Raw genomic sequence first — 17,335 nt, 5'->3', positions numbered from 1 at the left:
ATCTGAATCTCAACACACCTCAACGTGGGGTGCAGGCCTGCAAAAACATTCCGCCAGCCAGCCATTTGGGCGACGCGTTTCGCTTGAATGTCCAGCCAATAGAGCCTATTTAGAACTATTCCAAACTATCTGCCCGGCATGGGCACGGAGACGGCCATGTTCATCCAGACCGAATCGACGCCAAACCCGGCAACCCTGAAGTTCCTGCCCGGCAAGGAAGTGCTTCTCGAAGGCACCGCCGATTTTCGCGATGCCGACAGTGCCGCAGTCGCTTCGCCGCTGGCCGGCCGGCTGTTCGAGATCCCCGGCGTCACCGGCGTCTTCTTCGGCTATGATTTCATCACCGTCACCAAGGACGGTCCCGACTGGCAGCATCTGAAGCCGGCGATCCTCGGAGCCATCATGGAGCATTTCATGTCGGGCGCGCCCGTCATGGCCAAGGCCGGCCCCGCCGCCGAAACCAGCCAGACCGGCGAGTTCTACGACAAGGCCGACGAGGAACTGGTCATCACCATCAAGGAACTGCTCGACACCAGGGTGCGCCCGGCGGTCGCCCAGGATGGTGGCGACATCACCTTCCGCGGCTTCGAGAACGGCACCGTGTTCCTGCATATGAAGGGCGCCTGCGCCGGTTGCCCGTCTTCGACGGCGACACTGAAGCACGGCATCCAAAACCTGCTCCGGCATTTTGTCCCGGAAGTGCAGGCCGTCGAGCAGGTCTCCTGATAATTCTGCTCCGCCGGTCGCCTGACGCGGTTTTCTGCGCTTCCGGTGCTCACGTACTTTAGTACGCTCCGCTCCGGTTCTCGAAAACCACGCCATCCGACTCGGCGCAGCGAATTCTCGGCGCCACAACCTATCCAAACGACAACAACAAAAAACCGGGCCGAATTGCCCGGTTTTCTGTTTGGGACGTCCGTTGTTGCCTAGACGGTCCGCGTACGAAGGTAATCTTCTACTTTGACCATGATCTTTCCCGAAAACCGGTTTCCACTTTTCGCTGACGCGGTCCTCCGGTTCGGGATCATGGTCCTACATCACTATGACCTTGGCGCCGACCGAGGCGCGGTCATAGAGGTCGATAATGTCCTGGTTCATCAGCCGGATGCAGCCTGACGACATTGCCTTGCCGATCGAGTTCCACTCCGGGCTGCCATGCAGGCGGTAGCCCATGTCGCCGCCCTTGTTGAACAGGTACATGGCGCGGGCGCCGAGCGGGTTCTTCAGGCCGGGCTCCATGCCGTCGGCAAACTTGGCCAGTTCCGGCTGGCGCTGGATCATCTGCTTGGGCGGCGTCCAGGTCGGCCATTCGCGCTTCAGTGCGATATGGGCGGTGCCGTGCCACTCAAAGCCTTCGCGGCCGACGCCGATGCCATAGCGTATCGCCCGGCCGTCGCCCTCGACGAAGTACAGGAACTTGTTCTGCGTATCGACGATGATGGTGCCCGGCTTTTCCGAGGTGTCGTAGTTGACCTCCTGCCGGTGATACTTCAGCGGCACCTTTTCGATCGGAATGCGCGGCAATTGATAGCCGGCATCGGTGACCGCGCCGTAGTTGTTGGTGAACAGTTGCGCACCGATGGTGCTGCAACCCGAGATCGCGGTCGACAACGCAAGAGCGGCAACGATTGCAAGTGACTTCATGCGCATGAAAATGTCCGATGCCCGACCCTGATGTAGCGGCACGAGTCGGCCGCTTTTGTCAGGAGCATTCATGCTGGCATTTGCTTTGCTTGCCAAGCGCGCGATGCCTATATGCGAGAGCTTACGCGCCGGTAAGCTCACAACTATGGCATTTTGGCAACAGGCCTCACAGGATTGTGAAGGAAATTCAATGGGTGGTCCCGCCAGACACCTGAGAATCGAGGAACCACTATGAATGTCGGTGATGCCGCCCAGCGTTCCGGCCTGCCGGCCAAGACCATCCGCTACTATGAGGAAATCGGCCTGATCGCGCCGGCGCGTGCCGGCAATGGCTACCGCGAGTATTCAGGCGACGACATCCACCGACTGGCCTTTTTGCGCCGTGCCCGCAATCTCGGCTTTTCAATCGATGATTGCCGCCAGCTGATGGCGCTGTACCAGGATCGCAGCCGCGCCAGCCACGACGTGCGCGAAATCGCCGCCGCCCATGTCAGCGCCATCGAAGAGAAGGTGCGCGAGCTGCAGTCGATGCGCTCGACTTTGCAAACGCTGATCCACGCCTGCCACGGCGACGACAGGCCGGACTGTCCGATCTTGGATGATATGGCGGGGGCGGTGTTGCTCAACGATAAAGGCGCATCGGCGTCGGCATAAGGACCGCCTCGACGCGGCTTGGCACCGCCGATTGGCTTAATTGCGTAATTGCTAATATGCCTATAGTTTAATCAATGCGGGGGGTGGCCCAACCCCAACCCGCGGTGGCCGGTGCGGCCTCCGCACCCCCGAGGTACCCGCACCGGCCATTACCCTAAGGCGGGCAGGTGGAGTAGGCTGGCAAACCCAACGCCTTCGCCAGAGCAGAGTCGTGGGCGAACCGCCGCATGAAGCCTTTTAGCGCGCGCTAACCATATATGATAATTGACTAAAATGCGGAACGTCCAATGGACATTCGCGGAACCAAAGCGGTAACGTCAGACCTTTGCGGTTAGAGCGCAAGACTTTAGTCCCCTGCCGTCTTCTGGTGAAAACGGAAGTTGATCGGCACGACATGGGGCCGCTCCCGGATCAATACCAGACTGAACCCAGCCGAATAAGGTGCGATCACGGAAGGTCGAACCGGTCTGTCAAACATATGATCGCCCCTACAGAGGACGCGGAACGGCTGCACAAGAGCATTGTGGGGCCGCCGCTATCACCAAGTTGCGATCACTTCCGAGCGCTTCAGGCGGCTCATGAGGCCATGCTGAAGGCGGTTCGGGATATCACAGGCAAGGATGCGCCGTTCATTCGGTGGAATGGTACAGGGCCGGTACAGCGACCCAGCGATAGCTAATATAGGTACGAACGGTTGATGGACGTTTCACGAACGAAAGGCCGCCAGCCTGGCTTGAATGTGCCATCGTGCTGCGCGATGGTCGGACGCTCATGATGTGAGTATCCGATGAAGCGTAGGAACAAGGCGCGGCCTTTCGTGCCTACTGAAATCCATGTCGGCACGGTAACGGACGAGATGGGTGTGATTGGCGTTCTCTCAATTTACACAACTGAGGGTCTTGTCGACATCGCGCTGGACCTTCAATCCGCCGATGCCATCGTGGACGCCATCAACACAATACGGTCAAGGCTGGATTCGGAAGGCGGCGGAATCTAACTGCGGCTGCGAGCGCCTAAAAAGAAGCCCGGTCAAGCGCCGGGCGAATACGGAGGTCTTGGGAACCACGCCGAATCCCATCGTTCGGCGTTAGACTAGCTTCGCTCATTCTCATGACGACTGGATGAAACCCCGGATGCAGGGTCTGGGGTCTGTCAAATATACAATCGCCCCTATAGAGGCGATTATGTACTTCGCGAACACAAGCCATAGAGCGTCCCAGCGCTAGACCTTGTGGGTTAGCATTGCTGCGAACTCATCCGGGTTTCTCGGCGTGATCGCTAGGAACCTGGGCCACCACCGCTTTTCGACTAAGACCACCTTCCGAGGCCAACGATTGATGATGCTGATGGGTATTCCAAGGATGCGAGCCTAGATTCAAGATAGCGGCGAAATTGAAACGACCTTCAATGACGTGAGCGGCGACGATGTTCGTCGCTTTTAGCCGATAGATTGGCAGAAACCGAAAGAGTCGAATCTCAAAGCATTCGGGCGTCGCATAGAACTCCCAGAGCAGACCCCACATTTCTCATGTCCGCCACTTGGCTACCGCATCAGGCGCCTTCGGTGCGGCCCCCTTAGATTTCCTGCCGCGCTTCTGTTGCGCCGGCACGCCTATAGGTGCCATGCTCTTCAACGGAGCGGGGGGCGTATTCACGGCTGACTTAAGCGGTCGCCGAAAGCGGTCTTCTGCTTCGTTGTCGCCGTAGCGATCCTGATCCAGGTCGCCGTTTTTGGTTTTAACCATGTCGGACAATAGCACCGAATCCCAAGAACGTGACTTTTTCGCTTCTCTCGGCCGCCTTGTTGTCGAGTACAACGGAGCCGAAAACGCGCTCCGAAACCTACTCGCATCAACCGTCACCGCCAAGCCGGCTGACGTTGAAGAAATCGCGCTATCCCACATATTGACCGCCGAACTAGGGAACATGGCGCTTACGCAGGCTTTGCGATCTTATGCGACCGATGTTGGACCACAGGAAATGGAGCAGCCCCTCAAAGATGCCGCAACGTATCTAGATACGATCCGAGAATATAGAAACTTCTACGTACACGCCATTACACAGGTGTTGACCTTTTCCGACACAGGCACATTCGGACAGCTGTATGGCCTCTCTGCAAAGGGATCTATTCGCGAACATAGGACTTCGATAACCAAGGACGATATTTACCGAACTGCGCACCACTGCACCGTAGCTAAGCAGTTCTTCCGTGATTTGACGTTCCGCCTTGAGTATTTGCGCGGCAGTCGAGAATACACATACGTGCCACCACTTCCTCACACACCGCCTGCGCCAAGTAGGTTATCGAAACCTGCCCTGCACTGGCGAGAATATTTTCCACGGCCTCCATCATCTCAGGGGTAACGCGGCAATCGTATTTGTCGGGATCGGGCGCGCCACAGGAGATCGCTATGGCTAGGACCAAACTTTCCAAACAGCTTTCACAGACTGAAATCGAGCACTTTCTGGTGGCGACAACGGGCGGCAACCCAAAGAGATGCCGCCCGCCATTTCCCTACGGCTGGGTAGCGCCCAAAGCGGCGGCTACTAGCTCAGAGCAGTAGTAGGTGAATTGCCAGAAGTTCGATGATCAGCAAAACGGCGCACACCGCGCCCCCAAGGGCATAGCCTCGCCAATACTGGCGGATATCCCGATCGGTTTGGAATGCTTCTATCCAGTGCCCGTCAGGGGCGACGCTAAGGCAAATGGGGATCGGCATCGTGGCTGGCACGATTGTATCAGGCGCTAAAGCAGCTCGGCCCGACATGCACGCGACCCCTCTCGACCGCGAAGAAGTCTGCATATTAGTCCTCGCTAACCAATAGCGAAAGCCCTGATCGAAAAGGTGCCGGCCTGTCACAGGCAGGAATGAATTTATTCGTTGGGTTTGTCAAAGATACAATCGCCCCTACAGAAGGGGTTCAAACCGTGAACAAACTCTGTCATGGTGCCGGCCATGCCGATCATTTCCCCGATTCCGCTCAACCCTCTGATCGACGGCCGCCAATCGGAACGCGCCATGCTGGTGCGGCGCGGCGTGCAGCGGCTGCTGATGCAAATGGGCATGCATGTGCTGCCGGAACTGTCGCTGGCCACCGGCCGCCGCGCCGACCTCGTGGCGTTGACCCGGCAGGGCGACATCTGGATCATCGAGATCAAATCCTCGATCGAGGATTTCAGGGTTGATCGCAAATGGCCAGATTACCGGCAGCACTCCGACCGCTTCTTCTTCGCCACCCATCCAGGCGTGCCCGCGGAGATTTTTCCCGAGGAATGCGGGTTTGTCCTCTCCGACGGCTACGGCGCCGAGATCATGCGCGATGCGCCGGAGCACCGCATGGCGGCGGCAACGCGCAAGGCACTGATGCTGCGGATCGCGCGCGCTGGCGCCTCGCGGCTGCTGGCGGCAGAGCTCGCCGGCGTCTCGGTGCCGGCGCTGGAGGGTGAGAGCGAATAGGGTCCGCCGCAAATGTGCGTCGCGCCGATGCGCGCCGCCCGTCGATCTCGCCCGATCGCGGTTTTGCGCTGGCGATGCCGATAATTGCGAAGATTTTTTATCCCGTACCGATGATTTCCGGTCGCCTGCGCTGTCCTGATCAATAGGCGCTGGATGGTCCAGTGACCGGAAAGCGAGGTGATCCATGCGATCGTTACAAGGTCAAAATGTCGTTGTCGTCGGAGGCAGCCGGGGTGTCGGCCGCTCAATCGTGGAGGCAGCACTCGGCGAGGGTGCGACAGTTCTTGCCGTTGCCCGTGGCGCAGCGGCCCTGAAAGAACTCTCCTGGGAAAGACCCGGCGTGAAGACTCTAGCGGTCGACGCGACGGTGGAGACCGCACCCGAAGCGGTTTTCGAGGCGCTTGCGCCGGACGTGCTGGTGATCTGCGCAGGCGCCCTTGCCCCTTCCGCGCCTTTGCCGGAACAAAGCTGGGAGGTCTTCTCCGCAAACTGGGAAACGGACGTCAAGGCAGCGTTCCTGTTTTGCAAAGCCGCGCTGAAAGATCCGCTCAAGCCGGGGACCCGGGTAGTGCTGATCTCCAGTGGCGCGGCCTTGAGCGGCGGACCACCATTCGCCGGCGGCTATGCCGGTGCAAAACGCATGCAGATGTTCCTGGCCGGTCACTGCCAAAAGGAATCGGATCGGCTTGGCCTAGGCCTGCGCTTCATGGCGCTCGCACCGGCTCGCATCATGCCAGGGACCGGCGTAGGCGATGCCGGGCTCGATGGCTTTGCGGCCTATCTGGGCATCCAGCCTGCGGAAATCCTCGCGAGCATGACTGACCTGCAGACGCCAGCCGATGTGGGCCGTGCGGTGGTCGCGCTCGCCACCGGGAAACCGGAAGGCAGCTCCTTCACGGTCAGCGGCAGCGGACTTGCGGCGGCGGCCTGAGGCGCTCAGGATGCGAGGCGATTTCAGCACCGAAGGCTGCCTATGACAGATGCTCCTGGCCCTGTTGAGCCACTGGGCCGGCCGATCCTCGATCGGCCGGCCTTCGAGCGTCTCACGGCTGCCCACCGCCGTGAACTCAAGCTGCATTGCTACCGGATGATGGGCTCGCTGCACGAGGCGGACGACCTTGTCCAGGATACGTTTCTGCGGGCCTGGCGCGGGCGGTCGCAATTCGACGCGCGCGGCTCGCTGCGCGGCTGGCTCTACACGATCGCCACCAACAGCTGCCTCAACGCGCTCAAGGCGAGGTCGACGGCGCATCGCCTTCTCCAGCAGCCCGAACGGCCGCCCTCCGATGGACGCGCCACCGGCGGGCAGGCAGCCGAACTCACCTGGCTGGAGCCCTACCCGGACGCCGAGTTCCCAGACGTCGCTGACGGCGAGCCCGGTCCGGACGCGCGCTATGAAACGCGCGAGGCCGTGCGACTGGCCTTCGTCGCCGCGATCCAGCTTCTGCCGCCAAGGCAGCGGGCCGCCCTTTTGCTGTGCGACGTGCTGGGATGGTCGGCGCTCGAGACGGCGCAATTGCTGGGCGGCTCGACCGCCTCGATCAACAGCGCCTTGCAGCGAGCCCGCGCAACGCTGGCGGCGCAATATCCGAGTGGACGTCCCATGGAAAAATCGCCGCCTAACGCACAAGAGAGCCAACTGCTCGAACGCTACATGCGGGCCTGGCAGGACGCCAGTCTCGACGGCTTGGTCGAACTGCTGCGCGAGGATGCCACCTATCACATGCCGCCTTGGCGGGACTGGTACCAGGGACGCGAGGCGATCCGTGGTTTCTTCGCGACCGTCTGGGGCAATTTCGCCGGCTATCATGCGGTCGCCACCGGCGCCAATGGCCAGCCCGCATTTGCGGTCTACGCGCGCCGCCACCAGGATCACGTGTGGCGAGCCCAGTCCCTGCATGTCATCGAGCCTGCCGATGACAGGATCGCCTTGCTGACGGTCTATGTCGGTCCGCTCGGCCAGGACTTGTTTACGGCCTTCGGCCTCCCGCTTGTCTGGCCTAATCCTCGTCAGTAGCCTCGCTTGCGGCCGGCGCCATCAGCAGCACGGCGGCGCCAAGCAGCGCGGCGATGAAGGAACCGGCGAGGATGCCGACCTTGACCGCATCCTGCAGCGCCACGTCATTGGCGAAGGCGAGCAGGCCGATGAACAGGCTCATGGTGAAGCCGATGCCGCAGAGCAGCGAAATGCCAATCATGTGCAGCCAGCCGGCATTGACCGGCAGGTCGGCAAAGCCAAGCCGGATGGCAAGTGCCGAGGAGCCGAAGACGCCGACCAGCTTGCCGGCGACGAGGCCGGCGGCGACGCCCAGCGTCAGCGGCTCGACCAGGGCGGCAGCGCTTAAGCCCGCGAGCGAAACACCGGCATTGGCAAAGCCGAAGATCGGGATGACGAAGAAGGGCACCAGTCTGTGCAGACCATGTTCGAGCCGATGCAGCGGCGAATGGTCGAGATCATGGCCGCTGCCGGGGGAGACTTTTAGCGGGATGGTCAGCGCCAGCGCCACGCCGGCGAGTGTGGCGTGCACCCCCGATTTCAGCACCAACACCCACAGGATGATGCCAAGAACGATATAGGGCATCAGGGTGAGCACACGCATGCGGTTGAGCACGACGAGCACGGCGATCACCGCGAAGGCAGCGCCGAGATAGGCGAGCGACAGGCCGTTGGTGTAGAAGATGGCGATGATGATGACGGCGCCGAGATCGTCGATGATGGCGAGCGCGGTGAGAAAGATTTTCAGCGATGCCGGTACGCGACTGCCGAGCAGCGACAGCACGCCGAGCGCAAAGGCGATGTCGGTGGCGGTCGGGATCGCCCAGCCGGAGAGTGCTGCCGTATTGTTTCGATTGATGGCCACATAGACCAGCGCCGGCACCAGCATGCCGCCGGCCGCGGCAATGCCGGGCAGCGCGCGGCGCGGCCAGGTCGAGAGCTGGCCGTCGAGCATCTCGCGTTTGATCTCGAGGCCGACCAGCAGGAAGAACACCGCCATCAGGCCGTCATTGATCCAGTGCGAGACGCTGAGCGGGCCGAGATAGGCGTGGAGGGCAGCGAAATAGGTTTGGGACAGCGGCGAGTTGGCGACGATCAGGGCCAGCGCCGCCGCCACCATCAGGATGATGCCGCCCGCCGCCTCGCTATCGAGGAATTCGCGAAGGATGGATTTTGGCCGCTCGTCCCGCATGTGTTCTCCGTTGCCAGATTCTCGGCCAGCATTGTTGGCGATGATGCGCAAAGCTCGGCGGCTGGGCAAGCGTCACTCTCTCCAAGCGTTGGCGCTGCCCCTCACCTGCCTGCCGGCATCCTCTCCCCGTATAGTGACGGGGAGAGGGGCGCTGTCATCTATGATTTCGCCAATCACTAAGGTTGCAAGAAAAGCGCGAACGCCGCGGCCAGCCCTTTCTCCCCGTCACTATACGGGGAGAAATGCCCGGCAGGGCAATGAGGGGCGGCGCTGACGTTCGGCGATTGGTCGGCGCCGCTGTCGGTGAACCTAACGCGGTGCGCGCTTGGCCAGTATGCGCTGCAGCGTGCGGCGATGCATGTTGAGCCTGCGCGCTGTCTCCGAGACGTTGCGGTCGCACATTTCGTAGACGCGCTGGATGTGTTCCCAGCGCACGCGGTCGGCCGACATCGGATTTTCGGGCGGTGCGGCGCGTTCGCCGGCGGTGCGGGTCAGCGCTGCAAAAATGTCGTCGGCATCGGCCGGCTTCGACAGATAGTCGATGGCGCCAAGCTTCACCGCCGTTACCGCGGTGGCGATGTTGCCATAGCCGGTGAGGATGATGGCACGGGCGTCGTCGCGCTTCTCGCGAATGGCGGCGACGACATCGAGGCCGTTGCCGTCGCCGAGCCGCATGTCGACCACCGCATAGGCCGGCGGATTGGCGCGCGCCTTGGCCACCGCCTCCTCGACGCTCTCGGCGGTCTCGACCACGAAACCCCTGGTTTCCATGGCGCGGGCAAGGCGCGTGAGGAATGGCTTGTCGTCGTCGACGATCAGCAGCGAGGTGTCCTCGCCCTCGACCATTGCACCAATTATCTCGTCGCCTGTCATCGTCTTTGAAAATCCTGCTGCCTTAATTTTACGCAGATATCGTTCCGGAGCGCCATTGTCCAATTTATGCAGTGTCAAACATGCTGGCCGAGGCCGATTCAGGATTGAGGAAGACGCTGCGCGGCCACGCTATATGCACGACGGCGCCCTCGCCCAGCCCGCTCGAATTGCGAAAATCGAGCGTCGCGCCCGAGCGTTCGAGCAAGGTCTTGGCGATGAAAAGCCCGAGGCCGAGGCCGCCGCCGGCCTCGGTGCCGTGGCGGGTCGACATATAGGGCTCGCCGATGCGGTCGATGATTTCGGGCGGAAAACCCGGCCCGTCGTCGATGATAGAGAAGGTAACGGCAGCCTCGTCCCAATCCCAGCGCACGGTGACGGTCTTGCGGGCGAAATCGACAGCGTTCTCGACCAGATTGCCGAGGCCGTAGATGACGCCGGGATTGCGCCGCCCGACCGGTTCTGGGCCGGTGCGCTCGCCCGGCCGCAGTTTGATCGAGATGCCGAAATCGCGGTGCGGGGCGGTCACCTCCTCAACCAGCGAGGTCAGCGGCAGACGGGAGAGATGCGCCTCGCCCTCGGATGACAGGCTGGTCAGGCGCTTGAGGATTTCGCGGCAGCGCTCGCTCTGCGAGCGCAGCAGCGTCACGTCCTCGCGGTATTTCGGGTCATTGCCAAGCGCCTTTTCCATCTCCTTGGCGACCAGCGTGATGGTGGCGAGCGGCGTGCCCAGCTCGTGCGCGGCGGCGGCGGCCAGACCGTCCAGCGCCGACAGATGCTGCTCGCGCTGCAATACCAGCTCGGTGGCAGCGAGCGCGTTGGCCAGCAAGCGTGCTTCCTCGGCGACGCGGAAGGCGTAGATCGCAGTGAAGGCGATCGAGGAGAACACCGCCATCCAGATGCCGGCGACATAGACGAACGGCATCGCCAGCGGCGTGTCCTCGTGCCAGGGCAGCGGCGAATGGAAGAAAACCAGCAGGCTCGCCGCCGCGATCACCAGCGCGCCGAGGACAGCGGTAAGACGCAGCGGCAGCGATGCCGCCGAGATGACGACAGGCACGGTCAGCAGCACAGAAAACGGATTGGTGAGACCGCCGGTCATGTAGAGCAGGCCGGCAAGCTGCAGGCTGTCGAAGGTCAAGATGCCGAACGCCGAGAGCGGGGTCAGCCGATGCGCCGCCGGGTAGCGGAAGGTGAGCAACAAGTTCATCCAGGCCGAACAAGCAATCAGCGCAAAGCAGATGCTGACCGGCAGCGGGAATTTCAAGCCGTAGGCGACCACAAGCACCGCCAGGCTCTGACCGACGATGGCCAGCCAGCGCAGCCGGATCAGCGTGTTGAGGCGCAGCCGCTGGCTTTGCTGGAAGTCGGGTGTGCGCAGGATCTTGATCATAGCCAAGGATTATAGCCGCTGGATGGCAAGCGCTAGTAGCGCTGTGCCGGGGAATTATGGTTGGGACCGTTGATGGGATTGGCCTAAGTCTCGCGATTTCGTCATCCTATGGCGAAGCAAGGAGCGCAGCGACGCAGCGCAGACCATAGGATCCATGCCGTGAGGTTGGAGCGTTGCAGCTGTGCAGAATTCTGCTCCGCTGCACCTTACGGCGAAGGTCGCGGCATGGATCCTCGGGTCTGCGCTGCGTCGCTACGCTCCTTGCTCCGCCCGTGGATGACGAAGTGACGGGTGTATTACGCCAATCACCATGTGTACCGTCCGCTCCATAAACAAGCAGAAATTAGGTGCCTCTTGGCTTCGCTCTTGCAGTCGCCGCGGCAAGCAGCGGATTTTCCGGCCAGACATGCCTGGGGTAGCGGCCGCGCATGTCGGCTCGCACATCGACCCAGGAGCCGCGCCAGAAGCCGGGCAGGTCGCGCGTGGTCTGGATCGGCCGGTGCGCCGGCGACAGCAGTTCGAGTGTCATCGGCACGGTGCCGTTGGCGATCGCGGGATGCCGGTCGAGGCCGAACAGCTCCTGGACGCGGACCGCCAGTACCGGCCATTCACCGTCATAGCGGATCGGCACATGGCTGCCCGACGGGGCATCGAAATGGGTCGGCGCCAGTACCTCGATCTTGCGCTGCAAGTCGTGCGGCACCAGGGCCATGAGGCCCGACGAAAGCGCACCCGAATTGATCGCCGAGAACGACGCCGCGCCCGAGAGAAACGGCAGCAGCCAGTCGTCGAGACGTTCGAGAAGTGCAGCATCTGAAACATCGGGCCAGGGCGCGCCGAGGCCGCGATGCAGCCAGCCGAGCCGCTGGCGCAGCGTCTCGGCGTCCTTGCCCCACTCCAGCAGCGACAGCCCATGTTGGCGCAAGGCGTCGAGGATGGCGCGATCGGCATCGGCGCCGTTAGGCGCCGGCAGCATGCGTTCGGACAGCGTGATGGCGCCGAGACGAACGGTTTCGCGCACACGCACCGCGCGCCTGTCGCGGTCGAAACTCGCTTCGCGGCGGGTCTCGATTTTTTCCGCGAGCGCGGCGCGAATGTCGGCTTCGTCAACCGTCACCGCGGCGGTGATGCGGGCGTTCTGCGCCTTGCCCTGCAGGTCGGCGACGACAAGCCAGGTCTCGCCGGCCAGCGGATCGGCGGCGTCGAGCATGGCGCCAGAGCCGTTGGCCAGCACGAAACGGCCGCGCTCGCCGCGCGCCTTGGCGACGCGATCCGGCCAGGCATGGATCAGGAGGGAGCCGGCGGACGCCGGCTCATTGTCTTTGCCGCCACCAGCCTGTTTGGCCAGCCGTTCGGCAAGCTGGCGCGCAGCGGCAGCGCGTGGCGATCTGTCGGAGCGAAACCGCATCAGCCGGCGTTCGAGGTCGGCGCCGTCGCCACCCAGTCCGCGCTCGGTGAGCAGCATGGCGAGCATGGCCGCCTCGAAGGCATGGCCGGCCTTTGCCGCTTCGGCGACCATATGCGCCAGCCGCACCGGCAGCGCCAGTCTGCGCATCGCAGCGCCTTGCTCGGTCAGGCGTCCTGCCCCGTCGACGGCGCCGAGCGCACGAAGCAGCGCGACTGCCTCATTGAGTGCCGGGACCGGCGGTGGATCGAGGAAGGACAGGCTGGCCGGATCGGCGACGCCAAAAGCGGCGCAATCAAGCACCAGCCCGGAGAGGTCGGCCTCGAGGATTTCCGGCGGCGTGAAGGCGGGAAGTGCCGCCGTCTGCTCGGCTCGCCAGAGCCGCACGGCAACGCCCGGCTGCGTGCGCCCGGCCCGGCCGGCGCGCTGGTCGGCGGAAGCTCTGCTGACACGCACCGTCTCCAGCCGCGTCAGGCCGCTGGCCGGCTCGTAGCGCGGCAGCCGCGACAGGCCGGAATCGATGACGACGCGCACACCATCGATGGTGATCGAGGTCTCGGCGATCGACGTCGCCAGCACCACCTTGCGGCGGCCCGCTTGCGCCGGTTTGATCGCGGCGTCCTGCGCCTTGCCATCGAGCATGCCGTAGAGCGGCACGATGTCGGTATCGGCACCGATGCGGCCCAGCAAGCGCTCGGCGGTGCGCTCGATCTCGCGTTGGCCGGGCAGGAAGGCGAGCACGCTGCCGCTCTCGTCAGCCAGCGCCGAACGGATCGCCTTGGCCATGGCATCTTCGATGGCAATGCCCGCAGGCCGTTCGTCGTAGCGGATGTCGACCGGAAAGGCGCGGCCCTCGCTCTCGATCACCGGTGCGCCGGAAAGCAGTTTCGCGACACGCGCTCCATCGAGCGTCGCCGACATGACCAGCAGCCTGAGATCCGGTCGCAGCGCGCCTTGCACGTCGAGCGCCAGCGCCAGACCGAAATCGCCATCGAGCGAGCGCTCGTGGAACTCGTCGAAGAACACCGCCGAGACGCCGGGCAGTTCGGGATCGTCGAGGATCATCCGCGCCAGCACGCCTTCGGTGACGACGAGGATTTTCGTCCGCGCCGAGGTGCGGTTTTCCATACGCATGGCATAACCGACCGTGTCGCCCGGCTCCTCGCCGAGCAATTCGGCCATACGGCGGGCGGCGGCGCGGGCGGCGAGCCGGCGCGGCTCGAGCAGGATGATTTTTCCGGTGCCGAGCCAGGGTGCGTTAAGCAGCGCCAGCGGCACCAGCGTCGTCTTGCCAGCACCCGGCGGCGCCACCAGCACGGCGCTGTTGCCACGACCGAGCGCATGGCTCAGCGCCGGCAGGACGGCGGAAACCGGAAGCTCCGGCAGAGGTTTTCTGGTCATCGTCCCACGGACGTGTTCATCCAATCGCACATAAGCAGCGTCCGCATATCAGCGGCAATGGCTGCCGTGCAACCGATCGAGCTGGCTGGATCAAAGCCGGGTCCGCGAAAACGGGTTCCAGCGCACCGTGCCCAGCCTCGCCTCCTCGCGCACCATGGTCAGCAGGCCGGAGCCGCCGACGATGGCGAGACCGACCAGCGACAGGACATCGGGATACTCTTGGAAGAACAGTGCGCCGAGGATCACCGCCCAGACGATCTGCGAATAATGCGTCGGCGCAATCCGGTTGGCGGGCGCGTATTTCGCCGCCAGCAATTGCAGCAACAGACCACCGGCGGCAAAGCCGCCGGCAAGCACCAGCCAGGCCAGTTGCCTCGCGTCCGGAAGCGAAAAAGACGTCGCCGCAGCACCAATGCCGTTGAACAACAGCCCATAGCCGACCAGCACGCCGAGCATGGTCGTGCGCTTTTCCTGGGCGGCCAGCGAACGCATCAGGATGATGCTGGCTGCGGCGAGGAAGGCGATACAGAAGGCGGCGAGATGGCCGAGATGCAGTTCGCGAAAGCCCGGGCGAACGACCAGCATGACCCCAACAAAGCCGGCAAACACAGCGAACCATCGCCACGGGCCAACCTGCTCCTTGAGAACCAGCGTGGCCAGGATGGTGACGAACAGCGGCGCCAGAAAGACCAGCGCATAGACTTCGGCCAGCGGGATGGTGGTGAAGGCATAGACGCTGAGCACGCCTGACGCGATGCCCGCCCAGGCACGAGCCTGCACCGCCCAGGGCCGCCTGGTGCGCCAGAAATCGCGCCAGCGTTCGCCGTCTGGCCGGGTGAAGAGAAGGAAGAAGCCGGCAAACAGCGTCGAGAAGAGCCCGATCTCGAACACTGTGAGCTGCCCGCCCAGGCTTTTGACAACGGCATCGCAGCACGAATAGCTTGCATAGGCGATGAGGGCGAGCAGGATTCCGTTCGTCACGTTTTTCCATTTCCAGGGAGAGTGAAGTGAAGGTACTGGCGCTCGGTGCGCATCCTGACGACATCGAGATTTTCATGTTCGGTACGATGGCCGCCTATGCCACGCAAGGCGCAGAACTGATTTTCGCCATAGCCACGGATGGCGCCAAGGGCGGCAAAGGTGATCCCGGCTCTCTGGCCCGTGCGCGCCGTGAGGAGGCGACTGCGGCCGCCGCCTTGCTTGGCGTGACGCCGCTCTTTCTCGACTTTCCGGATGGCGAACTGGTTGCCGATTCGGCATTGATCGGCGCTCTCAAGACGCTGATTGGCGAGGTGCAGCCAGACCTGGCGATCACCCACGCGCCAAATGACTATCATGGCGACCATCGCGCGCTGTCGGATGGCGTGCGCATCGCGACGTCATTCGCGGTGCCGGTGCTGCATGCCGACACGCTTGGCGGCACCGGTTTTTCGCCGACACACTATGTCGATGTCTCCGCGCATTTCGATCTCAAGGCAAAGGCGATCCGGGCGCACCAGTCGCAGGATCCCGAGCGCTTTGTCGACGCGGCGCGCACGCAGAACGCTTTTCGCGCCGGCCAGTGCAATGGCGCGGCCGGCTCTTTTGCGGAGGCTTTTCGCTTCGAGCCGGTGTTCCCCTTCGCCGATATCCGCGCCTTGTTGCCGCCGGCGCCGCCGATCCGGACGGTGATGGTCAGCACCAAAACGATCACGTGATCGGTTCGCAAGCGAGCCGACACATCTGACTGCGCTGCCGTCCTCACCGAGCCTCGCCTTGTAAATCAAAGGCTTTTTCCGGCCAGCAACCGGCCTCGCCGTAACATGCTGCGGTGCAGCGACGAATTCGCTTGCGTTGTTTAGTAAAAATTGCATCACTAAACAAATTACTAAACATCTGCCGCGCCGCTGCGTCGCCATGTTTAGGCCCCGGAGGAGAGGGGTTGAAGGCTCTTGAAACCGTCATCCGGACGCGTTTCGCAAATGGGAGGAAGGCATGAAATCGACTTTGAAACTGGCGTTGGGACTGGCCTCGGCGATGTCTGCCTCGGCGGGCTTTTCGAACGCCGCGCATGCAGAAGATCTGACGCTTTGCTGGGCCGCCTGGGATCCGGCAAACGCTCTTGTGGAACTGTCCAAGGACTTTACCAAGGAAACCGGCATCGGCATGAAGTTCGAGTTCGTGCCGTGGACCAACTATGCCGACCGCTTCCTCAACGAACTGAATTCGCACGGCAAATTGTGCGACCTGATCATCGGCGACAGCCAGTGGATCGGCGGCTCGGCCGAGAACGGCCACTACGTCAAGCTGAACGACTTCTTCGACAAGGAAAAGATCAGCATGGACGACTTCGTGCCGGCCACCGTCGTCGGCTATTCGGAATGGCCGAAGAACACGCCGAACTACTGGGCGCTGCCGGCCATGGGCGACGTCGTCGGCTGGACCTATCGCAAGGACTGGTTCTCCAAGCCGGAACTGCAGAAGGAATTCAAGGAAAAGTACGGCTGGGATCTCGGCCCACCGACGACCTTCGACCAGCTCAAGCAGATCGCCGAATTCTTCCAGAAGCGCGAGATCGACGGCAAGACAGTCTATGGCGCCTCGATCTATACCGAGCGCGGCTCCGAAGGCATCACCATGGGCGCCATGGACGTGCTCTACAGCTTCGGCTTCAAATACGAGAACCCCGACAAGCCCTACGAGATGGAAGGCTTCGTCAACTCCGACAAATCGGTCAAGGGGCTGGAGTTCTACAAGGCGCTGTATGATTGCTGCACCCCTCCGGGCGCATCGAACAGCTACATGGGTGAAGGCGTCGATGCCTTCAAATCCGGCCAGGTGGCGATGCACATGAACTTCGCCTTCACGTGGCCGGGCCTGCAGAAGGACGAGAATGTCGGCGGCGACAAGATCGGCTATTTCGTCAATCCCAAGGGTCCCGATGGCGACCAGTTCGCCCAACTCGGCGGCCAGGGCATCTCGGTGGTGTCCTATTCCGACAAGCAGGAATCGGCGCTGAAATACATCAAGTGGTTCGCCAACAAGGACGTACAGGCCAAGTGGTGGTCGCTCGGTGGCTATTCCTGCCTCAACGCGGTGGTCAAGGATCCCGGCTTCCCGGCCAGCCAGCCCTACGCGCAGACCTTCCTCGACTCGATGGCCATCGTGAAGGACTTCTGGGCCGAGCCGAGCTACGCGCCGCTGCTGCAGGCGTCGCAGAAGCGCTTCCACGACTATGTCGTCGCCGGCCAGGGTTCGGCCAAGGATGCGCTGGACGGCCTGGTCAAGGACTGGACGCAGGTCTTCCAGGACGACGGCAAGATGTAAGGCTCCTCCCGAGCCC

At 62.7% G+C, this 17,335-nt stretch carries 15 protein-coding genes; 8 read left to right on the top strand and 7 right to left on the bottom strand.

Translation table 11 applies throughout. From position 1 onward, the window contains the following. Positions 1 to 156 precede the first annotated feature (156 nt). On the top strand, positions 157 to 726 hold the full coding sequence (locus tag AC1DX6_RS03955; protein ID WP_477311398.1) for a NifU family protein: 570 nt from the start codon (positions 157 to 159) through the stop codon (positions 724 to 726). 306 nt (positions 727 to 1,032) lie between these two features. Here AC1DX6_RS03955 and AC1DX6_RS03950 read toward each other — a convergent pair whose 3' ends face one another. Further along, positions 1,033 to 1,650: a L,D-transpeptidase gene (locus AC1DX6_RS03950; RefSeq protein WP_477275682.1), complete on the bottom strand. Its 618-nt coding sequence runs from the start codon at positions 1,648 to 1,650 to the stop codon at positions 1,033 to 1,035. 225 nt (positions 1,651 to 1,875) lie between these two features. Between AC1DX6_RS03950 and cueR the strand changes: the two genes are divergently transcribed. Both cueR and AC1DX6_RS03940 read left to right on the top strand, forming a co-directional pair. Next, positions 1,876 to 2,298 carry a Cu(I)-responsive transcriptional regulator gene (gene cueR / locus AC1DX6_RS03945; protein ID WP_477311396.1) on the top strand — a complete coding sequence of 141 codons (423 nt, stop codon included), beginning with the start codon at positions 1,876 to 1,878 and terminating at the stop codon, positions 2,296 to 2,298. 787 nt (positions 2,299 to 3,085) lie between these two features. Then, positions 3,086 to 3,295 (top strand): hypothetical protein, encoded by a 210-nt coding sequence (locus AC1DX6_RS03940; RefSeq protein ID WP_477311394.1) that lies wholly within the window; start codon positions 3,086 to 3,088, stop codon positions 3,293 to 3,295. 256 nt (positions 3,296 to 3,551) lie between these two features. Here the strand turns inward: AC1DX6_RS03940 and AC1DX6_RS03935 are convergent, their stop codons facing one another. Further along, positions 3,552 to 3,821: a hypothetical protein gene (locus AC1DX6_RS03935; protein ID WP_477311392.1), complete on the bottom strand. Its 270-nt coding sequence runs from the start codon at positions 3,819 to 3,821 to the stop codon at positions 3,552 to 3,554. A gap of 1,434 nt (positions 3,822 to 5,255) precedes the next feature. Here AC1DX6_RS03935 and AC1DX6_RS03930 point away from each other — a divergent pair. The 3 genes from AC1DX6_RS03930 (at position 5,256) to AC1DX6_RS03920 (ending at position 7,773) form a co-directional block, all read left to right on the top strand. Further along, the gene (locus tag AC1DX6_RS03930; protein ID WP_477311390.1) at positions 5,256 to 5,756 is read left to right on the top strand and encodes an MmcB family DNA repair protein; all 501 of its coding nucleotides are present in this window, start codon (positions 5,256 to 5,258) and stop codon (positions 5,754 to 5,756) included. Positions 5,757 to 5,940: 184 nt separating this feature from the next. Then, positions 5,941 to 6,687: an SDR family NAD(P)-dependent oxidoreductase gene (locus AC1DX6_RS03925; RefSeq protein ID WP_477311388.1), complete on the top strand. Its 747-nt coding sequence runs from the start codon at positions 5,941 to 5,943 to the stop codon at positions 6,685 to 6,687. Between the two features lie 42 nt (positions 6,688 to 6,729). Further along, positions 6,730 to 7,773, top strand: coding sequence for an RNA polymerase subunit sigma-70 (locus AC1DX6_RS03920; protein WP_477311386.1), 1,044 nt, complete (start codon positions 6,730 to 6,732; stop codon positions 7,771 to 7,773). Here the strand turns inward: AC1DX6_RS03920 and nhaA are convergent. The 5 genes from nhaA to AC1DX6_RS03895 form a co-directional block, all read right to left on the bottom strand. Then, a complete protein-coding gene (nhaA, locus tag AC1DX6_RS03915) occupies positions 7,757 to 8,944 on the bottom strand; it encodes a Na+/H+ antiporter NhaA (RefSeq protein ID WP_477311384.1) in 1,188 nt (395 codons plus the stop codon). The genes AC1DX6_RS03920 and nhaA overlap by 17 nt on opposite strands. A gap of 309 nt (positions 8,945 to 9,253) precedes the next feature. Then, the gene (locus AC1DX6_RS03910; protein ID WP_477311382.1) at positions 9,254 to 9,817 is read right to left on the bottom strand and encodes an ActR/PrrA/RegA family redox response regulator transcription factor; all 564 of its coding nucleotides are present in this window, start codon (positions 9,815 to 9,817) and stop codon (positions 9,254 to 9,256) included. A 64-nt stretch (positions 9,818 to 9,881) separates the two neighbouring features. Continuing rightward, positions 9,882 to 11,207, bottom strand: a complete 1,326-nt coding sequence (locus tag AC1DX6_RS03905; protein ID WP_477311896.1) for an ActS/PrrB/RegB family redox-sensitive histidine kinase — start codon at positions 11,205 to 11,207, stop codon at positions 9,882 to 9,884. Positions 11,208 to 11,550: 343 nt separating this feature from the next. After that, positions 11,551 to 14,013 carry an ATP-dependent helicase HrpB gene (gene hrpB, locus AC1DX6_RS03900; RefSeq protein ID WP_477311380.1) on the bottom strand — a complete coding sequence of 821 codons (2,463 nt, stop codon included), beginning with the start codon at positions 14,011 to 14,013 and terminating at the stop codon, positions 11,551 to 11,553. 90 nt (positions 14,014 to 14,103) lie between these two features. After that, positions 14,104 to 14,994 carry a DMT family transporter gene (locus tag AC1DX6_RS03895; protein WP_477311378.1) on the bottom strand — a complete coding sequence of 297 codons (891 nt, stop codon included), beginning with the start codon at positions 14,992 to 14,994 and terminating at the stop codon, positions 14,104 to 14,106. A gap of 26 nt (positions 14,995 to 15,020) precedes the next feature. Here AC1DX6_RS03895 and AC1DX6_RS03890 point away from each other — a divergent pair, with 26 nt between their 5' ends. Together AC1DX6_RS03890 and AC1DX6_RS03885 are read left to right on the top strand one after the other, a co-directional pair. Continuing rightward, positions 15,021 to 15,710 (top strand): PIG-L deacetylase family protein, encoded by a 690-nt coding sequence (locus AC1DX6_RS03890; protein WP_477311376.1) that lies wholly within the window; start codon positions 15,021 to 15,023, stop codon positions 15,708 to 15,710. 277 nt (positions 15,711 to 15,987) lie between these two features. Then, the gene (locus AC1DX6_RS03885; protein WP_477311374.1) at positions 15,988 to 17,319 is read left to right on the top strand and encodes an ABC transporter substrate-binding protein; all 1,332 of its coding nucleotides are present in this window, start codon (positions 15,988 to 15,990) and stop codon (positions 17,317 to 17,319) included. The last annotated feature ends 16 nt before the right edge of the window (positions 17,320 to 17,335 follow it).

This window comes from Mesorhizobium sp. P2_C4, assembly GCF_056404575.1.
This window is presented reverse-complemented; position numbering and strand designations above follow the sequence as displayed.

What these genes read in the sequence shown, in the direction of transcription:
- AC1DX6_RS03910 (WP_477311382.1), bottom strand. Translation starts at nt 9,817, where the DNA reads ATGACAGGCGACGAGATAATTGGTGCAATGGTCGAGGGCGAGGACACC.
- AC1DX6_RS03935 (WP_477311392.1), bottom strand. Translation starts at nt 3,821, where the DNA reads ATGTGGGGTCTGCTCTGGGAGTTCTATGCGACGCCCGAATGCTTTGAG.
- hrpB (WP_477311380.1), bottom strand. Translation starts at nt 14,013, where the DNA reads ATGACCAGAAAACCTCTGCCGGAGCTTCCGGTTTCCGCCGTCCTGCCG.
- AC1DX6_RS03930 (WP_477311390.1), top strand. Translation starts at nt 5,256, where the DNA reads ATGCCGATCATTTCCCCGATTCCGCTCAACCCTCTGATCGACGGCCGC.
- cueR (WP_477311396.1), top strand. Translation starts at nt 1,876, where the DNA reads ATGAATGTCGGTGATGCCGCCCAGCGTTCCGGCCTGCCGGCCAAGACC.
- AC1DX6_RS03925 (WP_477311388.1), top strand. Translation starts at nt 5,941, where the DNA reads ATGCGATCGTTACAAGGTCAAAATGTCGTTGTCGTCGGAGGCAGCCGG.
- AC1DX6_RS03950 (WP_477275682.1), bottom strand. Translation starts at nt 1,650, where the DNA reads ATGCGCATGAAGTCACTTGCAATCGTTGCCGCTCTTGCGTTGTCGACC.
- AC1DX6_RS03955 (WP_477311398.1), top strand. Translation starts at nt 157, where the DNA reads ATGTTCATCCAGACCGAATCGACGCCAAACCCGGCAACCCTGAAGTTC.
- AC1DX6_RS03905 (WP_477311896.1), bottom strand. Translation starts at nt 11,207, where the DNA reads ATGATCAAGATCCTGCGCACACCCGACTTCCAGCAAAGCCAGCGGCTG.
- AC1DX6_RS03920 (WP_477311386.1), top strand. Translation starts at nt 6,730, where the DNA reads ATGACAGATGCTCCTGGCCCTGTTGAGCCACTGGGCCGGCCGATCCTC.
- AC1DX6_RS03885 (WP_477311374.1), top strand. Translation starts at nt 15,988, where the DNA reads ATGAAATCGACTTTGAAACTGGCGTTGGGACTGGCCTCGGCGATGTCT.
- nhaA (WP_477311384.1), bottom strand. Translation starts at nt 8,944, where the DNA reads ATGCGGGACGAGCGGCCAAAATCCATCCTTCGCGAATTCCTCGATAGC.
- AC1DX6_RS03940 (WP_477311394.1), top strand. Translation starts at nt 3,086, where the DNA reads ATGAAGCGTAGGAACAAGGCGCGGCCTTTCGTGCCTACTGAAATCCAT.